Source organism: Bradyrhizobium sp. 1200_D9_N1_1 (assembly GCF_052075915.1).
Taxonomy (GTDB): Bacteria; Pseudomonadota; Alphaproteobacteria; order Rhizobiales; family Xanthobacteraceae; genus Bradyrhizobium; species Bradyrhizobium diazoefficiens.
On sequence record NZ_CP197226.1, the window covers coordinates 2,281,227 to 2,301,883 of the forward strand.

Consider the following 20,657-nt stretch of genomic DNA (forward strand, 5'->3'; position numbering starts at 1 on the left):
GTCTGGTCGACCTACGTACGAAAGTATGACATTCGTCGCACAACATCGGAGCTCGAAACATCCGGGAGGGTCCGCAGGGCGAGCTTGCATGCGCAGAGTATCGACGCAACTCGCGATCGGGCTTGTGCGAGCGGCGCGATGTTTCGCTATCCCATCAGGTGAAGATCCGACAGAAGATGGGCGGAAAGATCGCCACCCAGCGCGAGATTGCCGTTGCCGCCGTCCCCGCCAAGCCCGGCGATCTGGACCGCACTCTGGTCGATGTGCACGTTGTTGACCTGATCGGCTAGGGCTGTCGAATGGGGACCCGCGATTGCGATATTGATGGGTGCATAGATCGCGACGCTGACATCGATCAGGCTGCCGACAAAATAGCCGTTGCCGCCATTGCCTGCGCCGTTCGAACCGGTCGCGATCGTGTCGGAGCCGCCCCACAAGCCATGGGAAAGAAGGCTTGCATGGCCGCCCGCCGCGGCGTTGCCGTTGCCGCCGTGTCCGCCAATGCCGGCGATCTGAACTATGGATTGATCCACGTAGGCGTCATTTGTCTGGACCGAATGAACGTTGGAGCCATAGCCCGCGACTGCGATGTTGATCGGGTCGTACAGTACGAAGGAAGTATGGACGAGCCCGCCGTAGAACGCGCCGTCGCCGCCATTGCCGGCCTGGCTTCCGCCCGTTTGAACGTCCCAGATGCTCCCTCCGTTGCTTGATCCCCAACTGGGGTCTAGCGTGATAACGCTGCCGCCGGCGGCCACATTGGCATTTCCGCCACTTCCGCCGACGCCCGCGATCTGAGTGGCCGATTGATCGATGTCGACCGTGTTCGATTGACTTGCATGCGCAGTGCCGCCCGAACCCGCCATCGCAATATTGATCGGATGATAGATCACCACGGGAGCGTCCACTATCGCACCCGAAAAATAACCGCTGCCCCCATTTCCGGCGCCGTTGTCGCCGCTCGCGATCACGCCGGCGCCCAACGACGTACTGACGCTCCCACCCGCTGCAATGTTGTCGTTGCCGCCATGGCCGCCGACGCCGGCCATCTGAAAAGCGGATTGATCGACATTCAAATTGTTGGATTGGTTGGCTAGAGCGACCGAGCCGTATCCCAGGCTCACGGAGATGTTGATCGGTTCGTAGACCAACAGGGACGCGTGAATGATCCCTCCGTAAAAGTGGCCATCCCCGCCGTTCCCGGCCGTGTTCGCCCCACTCTCGACCGAAGCAATGCTCATCCCGGGATAGGATGCGCCGGCAGCAGGCTTCGTGGACGGAGCATCCAGACCCGCCGCAGCGTGGTCGCCGGCGTGGCCGCCCGTGTCGACCCCCGATGTGGGATGTTTGGATTGAACCGGGTCGGAGTCATTATGCTGGGTATTCGCGCTCGCGGGGTGCGCTCCAGGACCTGCAAACGGGCCGGGACGATGGACTAGGGCGCCACCGCCGACCGCGTCTGCCACGAACGGGGCACTCGGCGCAGGGCTCTGTTCGTCCTCGCCATCGTACCCATCGTGGTGAAGAGAGGCGTGATGCAGCCGGATTCCATCCGACATCCGCGAAAAATCCATCGTAGCCTCCCTCATCGCAATCGCTCCGCGCGATCAGACGGGTTCTGCACTCCGGACAGAATGTCATCCTGGGAAGGTCGAATGCCCAGTCGTCAGTTCGGATATGGCGCTTCGTCTGGCACCCGTAACATCGGCTACATCCGTTCGGGTGCGGTTACAGCCTTTGCTGGCGCGGAATTCGTAACTGCGCCAGGGAGGTGGAGAAAAACTAAAGAAGTGTTCTCCCATGCTCCAGATCAGGATCTATGACGCGCAGAAGAATGCGCGCGAGGAAATCTACCGGGGTTCCGGGTACTCGACCAAGCTATGCACGAGGTGGGGCGGCAAATTGAGACGAGCGGACCGATCTAACCTTAGGAAAAGTCCTAACTGTCGGGGGTAGTCGGTGTCGTGTGCACGACGTGTGCACTGGGAGATCAAGACAAATCAACGCAGAGTCAGTTTTGGGATGGTCGCGCTCGGCCGTTACGGCGTGCTCTTCAAGTTGGCGACTTGCCCGAGCTTGGGACGCAAGGATAGGCGGACGATAGCGGTCACCCGCTACCAAGGCTCAGATTTTGCGCTCCAAACTACGATTTTGTACGATTTCTAACGCTAGGTGGTAGCGCCCCAACGTCGGCAGATCAGCATCTACGGCAACGACTGTTTGCTGGGCGTGCCTAAGCCGGTTTGCCGAAAATTGGCGGCGATGAGATGGGCGACCTTGGGCTCGGCCGCGGCGCCGAATTTGCGGATGGCGTCCTGAACGGCCCTGTCGGTATTGGTCACGCGCTGGTGTTGCCGCAAGTGCTCAAGCCAAGACGCGACCATAAACGTCTCCAGAAAGCGTCCGCTCTCGGCGGCGTCTTCGAAGACGTCCCAGGAATATGCGCCATCACGCCTTCGTTGTTGCTCCAAGTCTCTGATGGAGACGAGGAAGGCTTCGCGGCGCTCCGCGGAGATGCGGTACTCGACCGTAATCAGGACTGGCCCGCGGTCCGCGTCTGCCTCGATTGCCAAGATAGGTGAGGGCCAGTGCATCGAGGGCGCAAGATCGATGCCTGCACCGGTTTGAAGCTTCCAGCGCCAGGTCAACGCGATTCCTGCGACTGCGCCCGCAGCGGCTAGGAAGTGCGCCGTAGGCAAGCCGAGTCCAGAGGCAATTTGACCCCAGAGCGCGCTGCCAGCGGTCATCGCGCCGAAGAACACGGTGACGAAGATCGCCAACCCCCGGCCGCGCACCCAGTCCGGCAGTGAGACCTGAACTGAGACATTGACCGTCGCAAGGACGCCGATCCATGAGATACCGGCGATCAGGCACGCCGCAAGTCCGATCTCCGCGTGACGCGCGATGCCCAGGAGGATCAGACTAAGCGCCGTGCCGGCGGTGCCGGCCGCAACGAGCCCGTTGGGCCCGAAGGTTGTCCTCATCCAGGGCAGTATGAACGCACCGATGACGGCACCCACGCCGATCGCTCCGAGCAAGATGCCGTAGAGTGCTGGACCGCCCGCGATCTGATTGCGCGCCACGAGGGGGAGCAGTGCCCAATAGGCGCTCGCGAAGAAGAAGAACGCCGCCGCCCTGACGAGTGTCGCACGAAGCTTCGGATTGAATCGCGCATGGCGGAAGCCGATCACCATGGCGCCAGCGAGACGTTCCGGTGGAAGCGCGCTGCCTTGCGAAGACGCCGGGCGCCACCACAGGAGCGCTCCGATCACGGCGAAATTGCTCAGAGCATTGATCCAGAAGGGGGCCGCGATGCCGAACCCGCCGATGACGGCGCCACCCAGCGCCGGCCCGATGGCTCTGCTGATGTTGACGCCTACGCCGTTGCCGGCCACGGCCGCGGCCAGGTCTTGCCTCGGGACAAGCTGAGGGACAACCGACTGCCATGCGGGCGCGGTGAACGCAGCGCCGGCGCCGAGCAGAAACGTGAACAGCAGAAGGATGGGCGGAGTGACGAGGTTAAGCCCGACGAGCACCGCACTTGCTGCCGCGATGATTGTAAGGACGATTTCACAACCAATCAGAAAACGGCGTTTGTCGACAGTATCCGCCAGCGCGCCAGCCGGCAGCGCGAACAGGAACATCGGAAGGCTGCTCGCGACCTGAACCAGGGAGACGGTGAGGGGATTGGCATCGAGGCTGGTCATCAGCCATCCGGACGCAGCGTTGTACATCCAGGTGCCGACGTTGGCGACGACGGTTGCGATCCAGACAACCGTGAACGTGGTGTGCCGAAACGCGATCCACGGGGAAGTGTCGGGCACCGTCGACGATGGATCCGGCTTTTCGTTGGATAGGGGCATTGATTCACTCAAACCATCGAACCCGCGCAAGGCTGGCGGTGTCGGATCAAAATGCTCGAGAATCCGAGCGTCGCGTCAGTCGTTCGTCGGTTTCAACACGGTGGTGTAGTTCGCCGGTAGCCACTCGAACCGGCCATCGACCGAGCGGATATGTCCGATTCCAGGAAAGGCGATGTGAGCCGCCGCGATCCACGTCGACGTCCGCGCGGGCCGAGCGAAGGCTGCCGTGCGTTCCAGTTCCGCCGACAGCGGATTGCTGTCGTAAGTCACGGTCACGGCGGGATCGGGAAACTGGATCGGCGCAACATGGACGAGATCGCCCCAGACAAGCAATGTTTGCCCTCCGCTCGAGACCTCGTACGAGGTGTGTCCTGGGGTGTGCCCGGGAGTAGGAATTGCACGAATCCCCGGCGAAAGCTCCTGACCTTCCGAGAAGGGCTTCAGCCGGCCGGATTCCCTGTAGGGCTTCAACGAGGCGCGATCGCCTTCGAACATCGGCTTGAGGAATTTGGGAGCTTCACTCTCGTTCTTGGCGTCGAGCCAGTAGTCGAGGTCCTTCTGGTTGACCCTTATGGTTGCATTGGCAAACGCAGGCTTTCCTTCTGGAGCGATGCCGCCGACGTGATCGGCATGCAAGTGCGTGAGATAGATCTCGTCGATCTGCTCCGGTCTGTATCCGGACGCGCGCAGATTTTCGAGAAGGTGCCCGCAACATGCGCCATAGAGGCTGCCGGCGCCGCTGTCGATCAGAATGAGCCTGTCTCCCGTGTTGACCAAGAAGGCATTGATCGAACCTTCCACGGGAGCTGCGAGATCGGAGGCGGCGAGCACGGCATCCCCTCTACCGGGATGGCTTTCCGCGAGCTTCACGGCTTTCCGGTCTCCGCCCGGCATCGTCTCGTTCCTGGTCATCACGTCGTGGACTGGAAACGGATGGGTCCCGTCGAGCAAGGCCGTTATCTCCATGCGCCCGAGCATGATGCGATAGAAGCCCGGCGCCTGGGTGCGTACCTGGGGAGCGCCGGCATGCACCTGGCCGTGAGACAGCAGGGATACGAATGTCAACATCGCGACGGTGCGGATCGGCTTCATCCTTGTCTCCTCATCGCCAGGTGTCCCGGTTCAGTCGACGGCATGACATGGTGCGGTTGAGGATTTCATCCGTTCCAGCCCTTCAGAAAATCGAGAAGAAGCTTGTTGACCGCTTCCGGTTGTTCTTCCTGCGGAAGATGGCCGCAACGTTCGATCGGGGCGACCGAGAGGGTTTCCGCCATCTCGCTCCAGACCGCCTTCATGTCGAAGAGACGGCCGACGGCGCCGAAGTCTTCACCCCAAAGGGACAGCACGGGACACCGGATCTTCTGCTCCGCGTCCTCGAGATCCTGCGCGATGTCTTCTGCGCTGGCGCGATAGTCGGACATCGCGCCCCGTACGGCGCCAGGCGCGCTGTAGGACTTCACGTAGGTCTCGAACGCCTCGCCGGAGATCGTCATCGGGTCGTGGCACCAGTCGGAAAAGAAGTGACGAAGCCAGATGTCCTCGCGTCCCGCGATCAGTGCCTCCGGCAGGTCGGGGATCTGGTGGAACATGAAGAACCAGTATTCGCGGGCGACTTTCGCAGTCATCTCGCGCGCGACGATGCGGGTTGGAACGTTATCCATGACGACGAGGCGATCGACCAGATCCGGGTGGTCCTTGACCAGGCGGGTCGCGACCCGCGCGCCGCGATCGTGTCCGATCAGTGCCACGCGCCCCACGCCGAGTGTCTTCAAGAGCTCGACGATGTCGTTGGCCATCGTCCTCTTGTCGTAGCCGTTCGGCGGTTTGTCGGTCTCGCCGTATCCGCGCAGGTCCGGCGCGATTACCCGGTAGTGGGGGGCAAGCGCCGGTATCTGGAAACGCCAGGCGAAGCTGGTCTCCGGGAAGCCGTGCAACAGCACGATCGGAGGACCGGCCCCAGCCTCCAGATAGAACTGGCGGATGCCGTTTGCTCGGCAGGTTGCGCGACGAATGGTGGTCACGGATGTCATGCCCGGAGTAAGAGGTTTCCGGGCACGATCCTTGGTCAAGTCGGAGGGGACTGATTGCAGGTTGTCACGGCGTTTTGCACGATTGCGTCGCTGTAGTTGCGGAAACGGTCGGTTGGGGCACCGAATTTTACCCTGGCGGCGGTTCCAAGATCGGGAAAAAGTCCAAGACGCGCGGCGATGTTCGGGATTGCATGTTCGTAACGACCAGCAACGCAAGGGAGAACGAGGATCCGCGAGGTGGACATGGTACCCCGAACGGACGGCTTCGGGATCGAGGATCAGGCAGCAACTGCGTGAACGCACGGGGACTTCATCACGTCACAGCAATCATCGGCGACGTGCGGCGCGCCGGCGGCTTCTACGCGGGTGTGCTGTCGCTCAATCGGGTCAAGAAGACCGTCTGCTATGACGACCCCGGCAGTTACCACGTCTACTACGGCGACGACGTCGGAAATCCGGGCACCGTAATGAGCACGCTGGCCTGGAATTGCGTGACGCCGGGGCTGACCGGCGCCGGCGAGGTGGTGCAGACCGCCTTCCGCGTCGCAGGGGATTCACTCGACGGGTGGGCCGATCGGCTCGCTTCTGCGGGTGTGCCCTATCGATCGGAGGTGTCGCCCTTCGGCGAGCGTACGCTCTGTTTCTCGGATCCCGATGGTACGGCCCTCTCGCTGATCGAGACATGGGAGGGACGATCGGGGCAGGCGGACCCAAACTCCAAGGCCGATCTCGCGCTGCGCGGCCTTCATGGCGTCACGCTGAATGTCCGCGAGGAGGATGAGACCATCGACATCCTCCAGAAGGTTTTCGATTTCCAGCTGGTCTCTCAGAGAAACGGCGCCATGCGCTTCGTGGCTCATGACGGTCCGGGCGGGACGATCACCTTGCGCATGATCGGAAAGTCATCGCGGGGGCGCCTCGGCGGCGGCACCATCCGGCACGTCGCCTTCCGCGCGAGCAATCTCGACGATCGATCGGAGATGGTCGAGAAACTCCAGTCGGTGTACGGCATCGTGGTGAGCGATCCCATCGAGCGGACCTACCTGAACGCGGTCGGCTTCCGCGCACCCTGCGGCGTGCTTTTCGAGATCGCGACCGACGGCCCGGGTTTTGCGGTCGACGAGGCGCCGGAGCAGCTCGGCCAGCAACTTCAGCTTCCCGCCTTTCTCGAAGAGCGTCGCGCCGAACTGGCGGCGATCCTGCCTCCGCTCGCTTGAACTGCCTGTCGACCATCGCGAGCCCGACCTTCCATGAAATCGGTCAGTCGCGGGCACATGAAGTCAAGGAATGCTCTCACGCGAAAGGGCAGCCGCGGTCCACCGTGATAAAGCGCATGAATTTGTTCCTCGTCACCTGCCGTGCCCTTGAGAACCTCGACCAGGCGGCCAGCCGATATGTCGTCGCGGACGTGATAGTCGGCGAGCCTTGCAAGGCCGATGCCCGCGATTGCCATTCGCCGCAGGCTTTGAGCGTTGTTTGCGAGCAGCGAGCCGCTGATTGCCCGGTCGGCAATTCGCCCGCTCTCCTTCAGAGGCCAGACCGGGGCAGAGCGCCGGAAATTGAATCCCAGGCAGTTGTGACGTGAAAGGTCCTGAACCCTTTTTGGCTCACCTAGCCGATTTATGTAGTCTGGAGATGCGACGATCCTTCTTTTGACGACCCCGATGCGTCGGGCAACCATCGCGGAGGCTTGCAACGGCCCGACCCGGAAGGCGACATCGGTCCGGTCGAGGTACATGTCGACGATTTCGTCGGAGAGCGAGATGTCGACCACGATCTCAGGGTGTGCTTGCCAAAAGGCGGGGAGCAGAGGCTCGAGGCCGAAAATGCCGAAGGACACCGTGGTGTTGACCCGGATCGTCCCGCCGGCCGCCGCTGCACCCCGAGAAATGCCGCGTTCGATGCCATCGAGTTCGGCCAGCAGTGCAACACTCTTGTCGTGGTACATCCGACCCTCTGACGTCAGCGACAGCCGCCGCGTCGAACGCTCGAACAGTCTGACGCCGAGCCGCGCCTCGATCCTTCCGATGAGCTTGCTGACGGTTGACGGTGTCATCAACAGTCGACGGGCTGCCTCGGAATAGCTCTGGGCTTCCACCACACGGAGGAAGACCTGCATTTCCCCGATGCGATTATCCATCGTGTATCCATCTATGAAACCGTTTCACAGATAAAGTGGAATTGGAGCGGATTATCAAGTCCGCCAAATGTCACCTATGCTGGGTCATCGTTTCGTTTTGCGATCGATTTTCCTGCTGACACGCCACTGTCGGATCGGTGACTTGAACGAGGACGACTATCGCTCTAAGAGGAAAATCGGTGCGGCTGACGTGATCTGCAGGTGGTCCTTCGGACTCATGATGGCGGCATATCCAATGATGGATAGCTTTGAATACCCCGATGATGGAAGAGTCTGATAGTACGACCGGCGGCTTCTACGGTCGTCGCCTCAGCCAGCACCTGGGAATGGAGGGTGACTGCCTGCTGCGCATCAAGCGCGAAGGGCAGTTGGCACTGGCGATGACCCGGCTGACCTGCTCTCAATTCGTTCGGGAGCGGACCGCGGTCATTCCTTCCGAACCGGCCTTCAGCATCCTGCAACAGCTCGGTGACCTCGATCGGCATTCCTGTTGGCTCGCTGGACGACCGAGATATTCGGGAGCTTTCGGTGCGGGGACCGTGAGCGTCATCAATCTGATGGACAACCCTCAATGTGAGTTCAAAGGCCCGTTCGATGCCGTTCAATACTACGTGCCCCAGACGGCCCTCGACGAGTTTGCCCGTGAGCACGGGGCCAAACCGATCTCGACGCTCAAATGGAGCAGGGATCAGCGTGACCCCTTCCTGTCGACCCTGTCCAGCGTTCTGCTCAGTGCGGTGGAGCAGGATCCGACGAGCAATCAGCTCTTCGTCGATCAGATCGGGTTGAGTGTTCTGGCCCATTTCGCCCAAACCTATGGCGGAATGCGCCCACAAGGAAAAGCTGCGGGTGGAGGCCTTGCCCCCTGGCAGGAGCGTCGCGCCAAGGAAATCATGCGAGCGCGTCTCGCCAGCAATCTGACGATTGCCGACGTCGCCGCCGAATGCAAGTTGACGCCAAGCCACTTCGCCAGATCGTTCCGGCGCAGCACGGGCGTTGCCCCGCACGAATTCCTGTCCCAGCTTCGCATCGACGAGGCGAAGCGCCTCATGCTGAGCACCAAGCTTCCGCTCGCCGACATTGCACTGATCTGCGGCTTTGGCGACCAGAGCTACTTCACCCGGGTGTTTTCCCGCAACGTGGGGGCCAGCCCCGGAGCATGGCGAAGGGCCCGCTCCGAGGGCTGACGCAAGCAGGATCCTGTCTCAAGCGGGTCGGATCATGTCGCGGGCGTAGGCCAGGCCGATCCCGTATCCTCCGGCATGAGATTCGACGATGGCGCGTGCGCCATCGTAGGTTTCGTGCCTCGTCCAATCGCGCTGCATCTCGAGCAGAACCTGGATCCAGGATGTGAGGCGGGCGCCTGCGGCCTGCATCCGGCCGAGAGCCAGTTCGTGACTCGCAGTCGTCAATCCTCCGCAGGCGTCGCCGACGACGTAGACTTCCAAGCCGGCTGACAGTGCAGAAAGCACCGCGAACGTCACGCATGCCTCGGTCAGCAGACCCGAAACGATCAGGCGGCTTCGACCGGTGGCCAGAACGGCCGCGCGCGCCTTGTCGTCTTCCCACATGCTCATGCTGCGCCGGTCGATCGGCTCGACGCCTGGAAGCGCCGCCTTGACCGCCGGCATCAGCGGCCCGCTGTACACTTTCGTCGCCGAGGTGGAGGCGACGACCGGCAGGCCGAACACGGTCGCGGTCTTCGCGAGCGCGACCACGCTGTTCATGAGAACCTGCCGGTCGATCGACCCCACTCCGAAAGCCAGGCCGGCCTGTTGGTCGATCAAGAGCAGGGCGCAGTCCCTGGGCTCGAGCAGATGAAGCGGATTCGGGGCCATCGACTTTCTCCGGTTAGGCCTTCAGGAACGCGAGGAGGTCTGCGTTGACCTGGTCGGCATGCGTCGTCGCCGTTGCGTGCGGAGCGCCCGGATAAATCTTCAGCTTGGCGCCCTTGATCATCTCGGCGGCCAGCTTGCCCGTGTAGGGGAACGGCACGACCTGATCGTCCTCGCCGTGAATCACCAGGGTGGGCACGTCGATTTTGGCCATGTCTGGCCGGAAGTCGGTTTCCGAGAACGCGGTCACGCAATCGATGGTCGCCTTGACCGACGCCTGAAGCGCGATCTGAAGGGTCTGCTTGAAGACGCCTTGCGACACCTTCGTGCCGTGGTTGGTGCCGTAGAAGAGGGGGCTGAAGTCGTCGAGGAATTGCGCACGGTCCTTCACCAGGCCGGCCTTGATGCCGTCGAACACCGACTTGTCGACACCGTCATGGTCCGCGGTCTTGACGAAGAGGGGCGTCACGGCGCTGAGCAGGACGAATTTGGCGACCCGCGACGTGCCGTGCCGCGCCACGTAGCGCGCGATGTCTCCGCCGCCCATGGAGAATCCGACCAGCGTCACATCCTTCAGGTTGAGATGATTAACGATGTCAGCGATGTCGTCGGCGAAGGTGTCGTAGTCGTAGCCCGTCCAGGGCTGGCTCGACCGGCCGAAGCCCCTGCGGTCGAACGCCACCGTTCGATAACCGCGCTCGGCGAAGAAAAGCATCTGCGCGTCCCACATGTCCGCGCTGAGCGGCCAGCCATGGCTGAACAGGATCGGCTTTCCGCTTCCCCAGTCCTTGTAATAAAGCTCGGTGCCGTCCCGCAATTCAAGCAAGGCCATCGTTCGCTCCTGTGACGAATTGATGAAAACCGAACGGCATTCTGCAAGGCGGTTCGGTCCTCCTGCCCGCAAGTTTGCGGATAGGGCGCGGATTGGCTTGCACGATCTGCGCGTCGTTTGGACATGCTGGCGATCTCCGACCGGCGCTGCGGACATGCGCCCGGCAATTCGCCGCACGTGAATGATCATCGCGCCGAAATCCAAGCCGCGACGAAATCGTCCAAGCGTTGGCCGGCGTTCAGGGTTCACGATACAGCCGCCCATCCATCCCCTTTCGCTCGATCGCTCATGCCGATCGCAAGGAGAACTTCTCGATGTCGAAACTCGATATGCTCACCCCCGACAACAGCGCGATCGCTCTGATCGACTACCAGCCGGCCATGTTCCAGGGCGTTCAATCGCATGACCGCCTCGTCACGGTTAACAACGTCCAGATCCTGGCAAAGGCCGCGAAGCTCTTCAAAATTCCGACCGTGCTGACCACGGTGGCGCGGGATTCCTTCTCCGGCCCCTTCATGCCGGAAGTCGCCTCGCTGTTTCCGGAGCACGACATCATCGACCGCACGTCGATGAATTCCTGGCTCGACGCGAACTTCCGCAAGGCGGTGGCTGCCACCGGTCGCAAGAAATTCGTGCTGGCCGGTCTCTGGACCGAGGCCTGCGTGATCTTTCCGACCCTGGACATGCTCAAGGAAGGTTACGAGATCTACATTGCCGCCGACGCTTGCGGCGATCTCTCGCTCGAAGCCCACAACCGCGCCATGGAGCGCGCCATCCAGGCAGGAGCGGTTCCCATCACCTCGTCGCAATACGCCTACGAGCTTCAGCAGGACTGGGCGCGCAGCGAGACCTACGAAGGAATGATGGACATCCAGCGCGCGCATTCGCCCTACGGAATCCAGATCCGCTTCTCGAAATGGGCACTCGGCGAACATGCCTCCGAAGGGGGCGCGAAAGCCGGCTGAACCTCCTCCAATTGCGGATCGCCGTGATGAAGATCTATCTGTTGTCCCTTGGCGCCGGCCTGTTGGTCGGCGTCATCTACAGCCTTCTCAACGTGCGCTCGCCCGCGCCGCCGCTGGTCGCGCTGGTCGGGCTTCTTGGCATCCTCGCCGGTGAGCAGATCGTTCCCGTGGCCCGGCAGCTGTTGTCCGGGCACGGGCTGGCGTCGGCGTGGCAGCAAGCCAAGTGCGCCCCACACATGTTCGGCATGCTGCCCGGTCGTCAAAACGACCAATCGAAAAATGCCGCCTCGGTGGACGGCCAGGAGAAACATTCATGAGCTCCGCACCCGATATCATCCTGCATCGTGGTCTGTTCACGACGCTCGATCGCTCGAACCCGGCGGCTTCGGCGGTCGCGATCGCCGATGGCCGCTTCGTCGCGGTCGGGCACGATCATGACGTGATGAAGCTGGCGGGGCCGTCCACGAAGATCGTCGATCTCAGGGGACGGCGCGTGTTGCCGGGCCTGATCGACAACCACCTTCACATCATCCGCGGCGGTCTGAACTTCAACATGGAGCTGCGCTGGGACGGGGTACGCTCGCTCGCCACTGCGATGGATATGCTGAAGCGGCAGGTCGCCGTCACGCCACCGCCGCAGTGGGTCAGAGTGGTCGGCGGATTCACCGAACACCAATTCGCGGAGAAGCGGCTTCCGACGATCGACGAGCTCAACGCCGTCGCGCCCGACACGCCGGTCTTCCTGCTGCATCTCTACGATCGGGCCATCCTGAACGGCGCGGCGCTGCGGGCCGTCGGTTATGCGAAGGACACGCCCGAACCGCCGGGCGGCGAGATCATGCGCGATACCAAGGGCAATCCGACGGGTTTGCTGCTGGCCAAGCCCAACGCCAACATCCTCTACGCGACCCTTGCCAAGGGCCCGAAACTTCCGTTCGATTATCAGGTCAATTCGACGCGTCATTTCATGCGCGAATTGAACCGGCTTGGCGTCACCGGTGCGATCGACGCCGGCGGAGGATTCCAGAACTATCCCGACGACTACGCCGTCATCCAGAAGCTGAGCGACGAAGGCCTCCTGACGATACGACTCGCCTACAACCTTTTCACCCAGAAGCCCAAGGGCGAGAAGGCAGACTTCCTGAACTGGACGAAAACCTCGAAGTACAAGCAGGGTGACGACTATTTCCGGCACAACGGTGCCGGCGAGATGCTGGTGTTCTCGGCGGCCGACTTCGAGGATTTTCGGGTCGCGCGTCCGGACATGCCTGCGGAGATGGAAGGCGAGCTCGAGGAGGTCGTTCGGGTCCTCGTTCAGAACAAATGGCCGTGGCGTCTCCATGCCACCTACGACGAGACGATCTCACGGGCGCTGGACGTTTTCGAGCGGGTCAATCAGGACATTCCCCTGGAAGGGCTGCACTGGTTCTTCGATCACGCCGAGACGATCTCGGACCAGTCGATCGATCGCATCGCGGCGCTCGGCGGCGGCATCGCCGTGCAGCACCGGATGGCCTATCAGGGCGAATACTTTGTCGAACGCTACGGGGCGGGAGCCGCCGAGGCGACGCCGCCGGTCAAGAAGATCATCGACAAGGGCGTCAAGGTGTCGGCCGGTACGGACGCGACCCGCGTTGCGTCCTACAACCCGTGGGTCTCTCTGTCCTGGCTCGTCACCGGCCGGACCGTCGGCGGGTTGCGCATCACGCCCCAGCGCAATTGTCTGGATCGCGAGACGGCGCTGCGGATGTGGACCGAAAACGTGACGTGGTTCTCGAACGAAGAGGGTAACAAGGGTCGGATCCAGGTCGGCCAGCTCGCCGACCTCGTCGTCCCGGACCGCGACTACTTCTCGTGCAGCGAGGCCGAGATCGCCGATACGACTTCGCTGCTGACCATGGTCGGAGGCAGGATCGTCTATGGCGCGGGAGACTTCTCCAAGCTGGAGAGCGTCACACCGCCGCCCGCCATGCCGGACTGGTCGCCGGTCCGCCGCTTTGGCGGGTACGCGGCCTGGGCCGACGACACGGCAAAGACGAAGGATACCAGCCTCGCGATGAAGGCCATGCAGATGTGCGGCTGCGCCAATTCCTGCGGCGTCCACGGACACGACCATGCGGCGGCCTGGTCGAGCCGGTTGCCGGTCTCCGACCTCCGAAGCTTCTGGGGCGCGCTGGGGTGCGCCTGCTGGGCGGTCTGACATGCCTGCCGCAGCCACACCGAACCGGATCTCCGTGATCCTGCGCTGGCCGCTTCTGTGGCATGCGGCCAGGCTGGCCCTGGTATCGGCCTATCTGCTCGGCGGCTTCATCAAACTGCTCGATTTCGCGGGCGCGGTGGCCGAGCAGGAACATTTCGGCCTGTATCCGGGCTGGCTGTGGGCGACCGCCGCTATCGTGGTCGAACTCGGCGGGTCTCTGCTTGTCGTCGTGAATCGTTTCGTGTGGCTGGGGGCCGGCGGGCTCGGCATCCTGACGTTCGTCGCGATGCTCACCGCAAACGCGTTCTGGACCATGGGCGGCCATGAGAGATTCATGGCCACGAATGCCTTCTTCGAGCATCTCGGCTTGATTGCGGGCCTTGTCATCGTATCGATTCTGTCCAATGAGACTTCGCATCACCCGGACCGGGCGCCGCGATCTCAATCCGTCCAAGGAGTTTCCTGATGAAATCAACACGGATGTTCGCTGTCGTGGCGTTGGCGGCGGCTGTCGCGGTGAGCTCGCCGGTCGTCGCCAGGGAAGCAACGAAGTCGAAGGAGCAGGCTGTTGCCGTTGCCCCGCAATACGACACAACGCACGTCTACGTCGCGCCTGAGGACGTGGACAAGTTCGTATCCAGTTTTCTGGCCACGTTTGGCGGCAAGAGCACCAAGCAGGTGGTGGCAACCGTAACGCCCACGCCGAGCAGCACCACGTCGCAACTGTTGCAGACGCCTGTCGGCACCGTCTCGCTGTTCGGCTTCAAGACGCCCATCCCTTATCCTTTCGGGGCCGAACGTAACGGCTACCTCGTCGGCGACATGGACGAGGCGATCAAGGCGGCCCGCGCTGCGGGGGCTGACGTGATCGTCTCCACCTTCCCGGATCCCATCGGGCGCGATGCCGTGGTCCAGTGGCCCGGCGGCGTCAACCTCCAGCTCTACTGGCATACGACGAAACCCGACTACGCTCCCTTCGAGCGGATTCCGGAGAATCGCGTATACGTCTCGCCCGACAGGGCCGCCGCCTTCACCCGGAGTTTTCTTGCCTTCTCCCGCGGCAAGGTCGTCTCGGACGACGCGAAGGCGCCCGGCGTCGAGATCGGAAGACCCGATTTGACCTACCGGCGCATCCGGATCGAGTCCCCATTCGGGAAGATGGTCGTGTTGGTCACCGACGGTCATCTGCCCTATCCCTACGGTCGGGAGACGACGGGTTATGAAGTCGCTGACCTCGCAGCCACCCTCGGCAAGGCGAAGGACGCCGGCGCCACGGTGCTGGTCGAATCCTACACGTCGAGCAGCCGGTCTGCTGCGTTCGTCATGTTCCCCGGCGGGTACGTCGCCGAGATCCACTCCCTTGGCCCGAAGAGTGCATCGCGGGCGGACGCCAAATGAGGTGACGTCCGCCGATGCTGGCACGGGGCGATATGCGCAACTTCTGGATCGTTCTGACGCTTGCGACCCTTGGCGCCGGCGTCGGGTTCGCGCGGGCCGAGGACGCTGCGGTCTCCAAGCGGCCGGCGATCCAGGCGAACCGCTGGGCAGAGGACTGGTCGGTCCTTGCCGATCCCAGGTTGCGTACCGAACCGTTTGACGGGCTCAAATACATCCCGCTTTGGGCCACCGATCCGAAAAGCTACGTCTCGCTGGGGGCGACGCTGCGCGAACGCTTCGAGACCAATAGCGCAGCGGCGTTCGGCACCGGCAACACGTCCTCGGACAGCTATCTCATACAGCGTTTGCAGGTCCACGCCGACATTCATTTCAACGAGAACTGGCGCGCCTTCGTGCAGCTCGAGGACGATCGGGCCTTCGACAAGCTCAGCATCTCCCCTGTCGACCAGGACCGTGCCGACCTTCGTCTTGCCTTCCTTGAATACGTCAACACGTTCTCCGGCGGAACGCTGAAGGCACGCGTCGGGCGACAGGACTTCGCGTTCGACCTGCAGCGCTTCGTGTCGTCGCGGGACGGGCCCAATGTCCGGCAGTCGTTCGATGCGCTCTGGGCCGACTGGGAAACCGGCGTCTGGCGCTTCATCGGCTTCGTCAGCCGCCCCGTCCAATACTTCGACGTTCGTCCTTTCGACGACACCTCGAACGACAACTTCCGCTTCAGCACGCTCCGGGTCGAGCGGAAGGTCATGGGTGACAACGAGCTGTCGGGCTACTACTCGCTGTACGAGCGGAAGAGCGCCAGATATCTCGATGCATTGGGCGACGACCGCGTCATGATCTTCGCGCATGCGTTTCATGCGCGAAGAGGTGTCGCGCCACCATGCTTCGATGACCTGACGTTCGCAGAGCAGCGTCGTGCCGATCCCGCCGGTGAAGCTGATCCAGGCCTCGAAGCATTTTTCGGGTACGGCGGTCGGCACAGGAATACCGGCGGCGATGGCGCCGGCTAGCTCATCGCGCAGGCCCCGTCCGGCGGCTTCCTGCTTGGAGAATTTGTTGATCACGATGAGGTCGACATCCTGCGCGATCGCGCTTGCGACCGCGACGGATGCGTCGGCAAGACCGGCGGCATCCAGTTTGCACGCCATGGCGCCGCTGCCGAGCGGCTGGCAGATCGAGATCTCGCGGCCGGTCATGAGGTCGATAGCCTGCATGCCGACCTGGCAGCCGCTTCCGTCCTTGATGTTGCGTTGGACGATACCGCCAATGCGTTCACCCGCCCGCACCAGGTCTTGCGCGAAATCGGCGAGCAACGTGTCGAGGTCGTCTTGCGGCCGGTAGAGAATGGCGGCAACGCGGTTCGGGTCTATCTCGGCGAAATCAATAGGCATGGCTGTGGTCCCTGCTTCGCTTCGTACGCCGGTATCCTGAGTTGAGCAATGGTCGAGCTGCCCTGGCGCCGTCGGCCCCATATTACCGATCGCGCAACCGGATGCCCGGACCAGTGAAACGCCCTTGACCTGGGCGAAGACGGCCATGCCGTCCGATAGTCCAAGCAAATCCCGCGACCGGCTGCTGATGCGCGAAAGGATCGGGGCGCCCGATCCATCAGAGTCGAGCCCGAGCACGATCGTGACCTCGCCTGCGCCAGGCGGCGATTGTGTGACAATGCGCGCGGGCAGAATGTTGAGGATCGAGCTCTCCGAGGGCCGCGCCCTGACGATGCTGACGTCGCTTGCCGCGATGCGGAGCCGTTGCCGTGCGCCGACGGCGATGCGATGTGACGGCACATGCAGCAGGCCGCCGTTGACGGCGAGCGTGAGCAGACCGTAACGCTCGTCATAAGCCTCCACCAGGCCATCGATGCTGACCGCCGCGTCGCGGCTGTACGCCAGTGGCAGTGCAGGGTCGCTTTGCAGGATATGGAGCGGCCCTGCGCCAACGACGCGCCCGCGCTCCATCAGAACCAGGTAGTCGGCAAACCGCTCGATTTCAGCCATGTCGTGACTGATGTAGAGAACGGGCAGCGAAAGCCGTTCATGCAGGCGCTCGAGAAACGGCAGGATCTCGTTCTTGGTGGTACGGTCGAGCGCGGCCAACGGCTCGTCCATCAGCAGCAGCCGCGGCTGCGACAGCAGGGCGCGGCCGATCGCGACCCGCTGACGCTCGCCACCGGAAAGGCGGTGCGGCGAGCGGCCGAGCAGCGCGGTGAGGCCGAGCAACTCCACCACCTCGTCGAAGCCGATCGACGTAGCGGCAGCCTTCGGCGCGCCGTAGAGCAGGTTGCCTCGCACCGAGAGATGCGGAAACAGGCTCGGCTCCTGAAACACGTAGCCGACCGGCCGCCGATGTGCCGGCCGGAACGCCATGCCGTCCTGCCAGATCTCGCCGTCGATCGCGCAAAAGCCGTCGGACAGGCGCTGCAGCCCGGCAATGCAGCGCGCGATCGTGGTCTTGCCGCAGCCGGACGGGCCGAAGATCGCGGTGACGCCGGTGGCGGGCACGCTCAGGCTGGCATCGAGCACGAAGCGTCCCAGCCGACCGCGAAAGGCGGCGTCGATACGACCGCGCCCGTCGGCCGTCACGAGGCGGTCCTGGCGCTGTGCCTGTCGATCAGCGTCATCGTCAGGATCACCGCAAAGGCAAAGATCACCATGCCGCCGGCGAGCAGGCTCGCTTCCCGCCAGCGCGAGGCCTCGACATAGTCGAAGATCGCGACCGACAGCACCTTGGTGCGGCCGGGAATGTTGCCGCCGATCATCAGCACCAGACCGAATTCGCCGACGGTATGCGCGAAGCCGAGCACGGCGCCGGTGAGAAAACCCGGCCGCGCCAGCGGCACCGCGATCGTCCAGAACGCGTGCCAGGGCGAGGCACGCAAGGTCGCCGCGACCTCCAGCGGCCGCTCGCCCATTGCGGTGAAGGCGTTGCGGATCGGCTGCACCACGAACGGCATGGAATAGACCACCGAACCGATGATGAGGCCCTCGAAGGTGAAGGCGAGCGTGCGTCCGCCCCACAATTGCGCGATCCATCCGCCTGGCCCTTCCGGGCCAAGCAGGACCAGCAGATAGAAGCCGAGCACGGTCGGCGGCAGCACCAGCGGCAGTGCGACGATGCTCGCGATGATCTCGGTCCACCAGCCCTTGGCGCGCGCCAGCCACCAGGCCAGTGGCGTGGCCAGCACCAGCAGGATCGCGGTCGAGATCGCGGCGAGCTCGACCGTCAGCAAAACCGACTGGCGGATCTCGGTCGACCATATCTCCATGCGCTTCAGCTCTGCCCGTCCAGCACGTAGCCGTATCTCTCGATGATGGAGCGTGCCTCGGGGCTCCTGAGGAAGGCGATGAACGCGCTGGCGGCTTCGTTCCCGGCGCCGCTCTTCAGCAGTACCGCGTCCTGGCGGATCGGATCATAGAGCGCCTCCGGCACCACCCAGCGCGACCCGGCATCGCGGCCGGTCAATTGCGACAGCGCGACGAAGCCGACCTCGGCGTTGCCGGTCTCGACGAACTGATAGGCCTGGGTGATGGTCGCGCCCTCCACCAGCTTCGGCTTGAGGCTTTCGTACAGGTTGAGCGACTTCATGGTTTCCACGGCGGCGAGCCCGTAGGGCGCCGCGGCCGGATTGCAGATCGAGAGTTTTGCGAAGGCCGCAGCCTTCAACGTCTCTTCGCCCGTCACGATGCCGGGTGACTTGCTCCACAGCACGAGCTTGCCAATCGCGTAGGTGAAGCGACTGTCCGGGACCGCAAGGCCGTCCTCGACAAGCTTCTTCGGGCGCGAATCGTCGGCGGACAGGAATACCTGGAATGGCGCGCCCTGTGTGATCTGCGTGTAGAACTGTCCGCTCGCACCGAAGCTCAGCACCGCCTCGTGTCCCGTCTTTTGCTTGAAGACGGCTGCGATCTCCTTCGCGGCTTCGGTGAAGTTGGCAGCCACGGCGACGTTAGTCTGCGCGGCTTGCGCCGGCGCGGATGCGAGCAGCAGGCCCGCAAAGAAGGCGATCGAGCGAAACAGTCTCATGATGAACTCCAACGGACGGCAACCGCTTCCGCAAAGCCCGATTGCTGCGAGGCGCCGGCCATTGCAGGCTCAGCAATCGGCGTGCCGGATGCGCGGACGAAGCTTGGTGTGCGCCTTGCAGGAACGGGCGTTGAAAGAGCGGGGTTTCCGCCCAGTGCCGCGGCGGGACTGACTATCTGTGTCGGATTTCCGACAATGTGGTCGGCAAGCTGACACGATCGAAGGGAAGCACAATATGGCTACCGTTGCATCGCGCGCCGAGCTCGAACGTTTACTGGAAGACGACGTTCCATACGGTGATCTTACCACCGAGGCACTGGGGATCGGCGCAGTTGACGGCGTCATGCGTCTTTCCGCGCGCGCGCCGATGGTGCTCGCGCTCGCCGAGGATGCCGCCAAAATCATCGAGCTGTCTGGCTGCAGCGTCGACCTTTGTGCCGCATCCGGCTCGGCGCTGCAGCAGGGCGCGCCGATCCTTGAAGCGTGCGGTCCGGCCGCGGCGCTGCTCAAGAGCTGGAAGGTGGCGCAGACCTTGATCGAGATCTGGTCAGGCGTGGCCAGCGAGACCCGCGCCATCGTCGACGCGGCAAGGGCGGTCGCACCAAATATTCCGGTTGCCTGCACGCGCAAGAACGTGCCGGGTACCAAGCGCTTTGCTGTGGCGGCCGTGAAGGCCGGCGGGGCCGTGATGCACCGGCTCGGCCTCTCGGAGACGGTGCTGGTCTTTCCCGAGCACCGGGCCTTTCTTGGCCAACAGCCGCTGTTTCAGACGGTTGAGCGGTTGCGCCGGGCGGCGCCAGAGAAGAAGCTCGTGATCGAGGTGAATACCGCTGATGCCGCACTTGCCGCAGCGGTCGCCGGCTTCGACGTGATCCAGGCCGAGAAGTTTTCGCCGGCCGAGGTCGCTGCGTTAGTCAAGCGCGTAGCCGTGATGGCGTATACGCGCGAACGTCCCATCATCGCCGCCGCCGGCGGAGTCAATGCGGCTAATGCCGCGGCCTACGCAGAGGCTGGGGCCGATATCCTGGTGACTTCATCGCCCTATCTTGCGAAACCGAAGGATGTGCTGGTGCGGATCGCGACTACCGATGACAAGGTGTCCTCTCTTCATGCGCACTGTCAGGTAAATTCAACGCCTGGTGACACAAACCGCCTGCGAGCGTGAGCATACTCTCCTCGTTCAATGGTTCTTCAGGCTGGAAGGCCTCGATCTCCTTCCTCTGACGCACTCTCGTTGCGCGATGCTGCATGGGCAAGGACCGCCTTGGCGGGTGCTGCCAATCGTTCGCTATGAGTGTCAAACTATGTTTGCGCTATTGGCTACTTGGTTTCCGGATCGCGCATTGCAGTCTTAAAACCTCAAGAATA

17 protein-coding genes and 3 pseudogenes are annotated in these 20,657 nt (G+C 63.0%); 9 read left to right on the forward strand and 11 right to left on the reverse strand.

Annotated features, from left to right (window positions below):
* Positions 1-146: 146 nt before the first annotated feature.
* The 4 genes from AB5K84_RS11065 to AB5K84_RS11080 form a co-directional block, all read right to left on the reverse strand.
* Positions 147-1,574, reverse strand: coding sequence for a hypothetical protein (locus tag AB5K84_RS11065; RefSeq protein WP_028174169.1), 1,428 nt, complete (start codon positions 1,572-1,574; stop codon positions 147-149).
* 630 nt (positions 1,575-2,204) lie between these two features.
* Positions 2,205-3,863, reverse strand: coding sequence for an MFS transporter (locus tag AB5K84_RS11070; protein ID WP_441232394.1), 1,659 nt, complete (start codon positions 3,861-3,863; stop codon positions 2,205-2,207).
* Between the two features lie 75 nt (positions 3,864-3,938).
* Positions 3,939-4,955, reverse strand: coding sequence for an MBL fold metallo-hydrolase (locus AB5K84_RS11075; protein ID WP_011089704.1), 1,017 nt, complete (start codon positions 4,953-4,955; stop codon positions 3,939-3,941).
* 65 nt (positions 4,956-5,020) lie between these two features.
* Positions 5,021-5,893, reverse strand: a complete 873-nt coding sequence (locus tag AB5K84_RS11080; RefSeq protein ID WP_011089703.1) for an alpha/beta fold hydrolase — start codon at positions 5,891-5,893, stop codon at positions 5,021-5,023.
* Between the two features lie 293 nt (positions 5,894-6,186).
* Between AB5K84_RS11080 and AB5K84_RS11085 the strand changes: the two genes are divergently transcribed.
* Complete coding sequence (locus tag AB5K84_RS11085) at positions 6,187-7,110, forward strand: ring-cleaving dioxygenase (RefSeq protein ID WP_038965611.1); 924 nt, start codon at positions 6,187-6,189, stop codon at positions 7,108-7,110.
* Here the strand turns inward: AB5K84_RS11085 and AB5K84_RS11090 are convergent.
* Complete coding sequence (locus tag AB5K84_RS11090; RefSeq protein WP_011089701.1) at positions 7,044-8,033, reverse strand: LysR substrate-binding domain-containing protein; 990 nt, start codon at positions 8,031-8,033, stop codon at positions 7,044-7,046. The genes AB5K84_RS11085 and AB5K84_RS11090 overlap by 67 nt on opposite strands.
* A gap of 260 nt (positions 8,034-8,293) precedes the next feature.
* Between AB5K84_RS11090 and AB5K84_RS11095 the strand changes: the two genes are divergently transcribed.
* On the forward strand, positions 8,294-9,220 hold the full coding sequence (locus AB5K84_RS11095; protein WP_011089700.1) for a helix-turn-helix domain-containing protein: 927 nt from the start codon (positions 8,294-8,296) through the stop codon (positions 9,218-9,220).
* A gap of 18 nt (positions 9,221-9,238) precedes the next feature.
* On the opposite strand, the gene AB5K84_RS11100 is transcribed toward AB5K84_RS11095, so the two are convergent.
* Positions 9,239-9,871, reverse strand: a complete 633-nt coding sequence (locus AB5K84_RS11100; protein ID WP_011089699.1) for a hydrolase — start codon at positions 9,869-9,871, stop codon at positions 9,239-9,241.
* A gap of 13 nt (positions 9,872-9,884) precedes the next feature.
* Complete coding sequence (locus tag AB5K84_RS11105; RefSeq protein WP_038965612.1) at positions 9,885-10,700, reverse strand: alpha/beta fold hydrolase; 816 nt, start codon at positions 10,698-10,700, stop codon at positions 9,885-9,887.
* A 314-nt stretch (positions 10,701-11,014) separates the two neighbouring features.
* Between AB5K84_RS11105 and AB5K84_RS11110 the strand changes: the two genes are divergently transcribed.
* The 6 genes and pseudogenes from AB5K84_RS11110 to AB5K84_RS11135 form a co-directional block, all read left to right on the forward strand.
* Positions 11,015-11,665 (forward strand): hydrolase, encoded by a 651-nt coding sequence (locus tag AB5K84_RS11110; protein ID WP_011089697.1) that lies wholly within the window; start codon positions 11,015-11,017, stop codon positions 11,663-11,665.
* Between the two features lie 26 nt (positions 11,666-11,691).
* The gene (locus AB5K84_RS11115) at positions 11,692-11,982 is read left to right on the forward strand and encodes a XapX domain-containing protein (protein WP_038965613.1); all 291 of its coding nucleotides are present in this window, start codon (positions 11,692-11,694) and stop codon (positions 11,980-11,982) included.
* Positions 11,979-13,865, forward strand: a complete 1,887-nt coding sequence (locus tag AB5K84_RS11120) for an amidohydrolase (protein ID WP_011089695.1) — start codon at positions 11,979-11,981, stop codon at positions 13,863-13,865. The genes AB5K84_RS11115 and AB5K84_RS11120 overlap by 4 nt, the downstream gene beginning before the upstream one ends.
* A gap of 1 nt (position 13,866) precedes the next feature.
* The gene (locus AB5K84_RS11125) at positions 13,867-14,331 is read left to right on the forward strand and encodes a DoxX family protein (protein WP_011089694.1); all 465 of its coding nucleotides are present in this window, start codon (positions 13,867-13,869) and stop codon (positions 14,329-14,331) included.
* A complete protein-coding gene (locus AB5K84_RS11130) occupies positions 14,331-15,263 on the forward strand; it encodes a hypothetical protein (RefSeq protein WP_028174182.1) in 933 nt (310 codons plus the stop codon). Before AB5K84_RS11125 ends, AB5K84_RS11130 begins: the two co-directional genes overlap by 1 nt.
* 32 nt (positions 15,264-15,295) lie before the next feature.
* Positions 15,296-16,126: pseudogene (locus AB5K84_RS11135) on the forward strand (alginate export family protein); the annotation flags it as partial.
* 75 nt (positions 16,127-16,201) lie between these two features.
* Here AB5K84_RS11135 and AB5K84_RS11140 read toward each other — a convergent pair.
* The 4 genes and pseudogenes from AB5K84_RS11140 to modA form a co-directional block, all read right to left on the reverse strand.
* Positions 16,202-16,735: pseudogene (locus AB5K84_RS11140) on the reverse strand (DUF2478 domain-containing protein); the annotation flags it as partial.
* A gap of 24 nt (positions 16,736-16,759) precedes the next feature.
* Positions 16,760-17,848: pseudogene (modC, locus tag AB5K84_RS11145) on the reverse strand (molybdenum ABC transporter ATP-binding protein); the annotation flags it as partial.
* Positions 17,845-18,531: a molybdate ABC transporter permease subunit gene (gene modB / locus AB5K84_RS11150; protein WP_011089690.1), complete on the reverse strand. Its 687-nt coding sequence runs from the start codon at positions 18,529-18,531 to the stop codon at positions 17,845-17,847. The pseudogene modC and the gene modB, both read right to left, overlap by 4 nt.
* A gap of 5 nt (positions 18,532-18,536) precedes the next feature.
* Positions 18,537-19,289 (reverse strand): molybdate ABC transporter substrate-binding protein, encoded by a 753-nt coding sequence (modA, locus tag AB5K84_RS11155; protein ID WP_011089689.1) that lies wholly within the window; start codon positions 19,287-19,289, stop codon positions 18,537-18,539.
* Between the two features lie 235 nt (positions 19,290-19,524).
* Between modA and modD the strand changes: the two genes are divergently transcribed.
* Positions 19,525-20,454 carry a ModD protein gene (gene modD, locus AB5K84_RS11160; RefSeq protein WP_051000265.1) on the forward strand — a complete coding sequence of 310 codons (930 nt, stop codon included), beginning with the start codon at positions 19,525-19,527 and terminating at the stop codon, positions 20,452-20,454.
* The last annotated feature ends 203 nt before the right edge of the window (positions 20,455-20,657 follow it).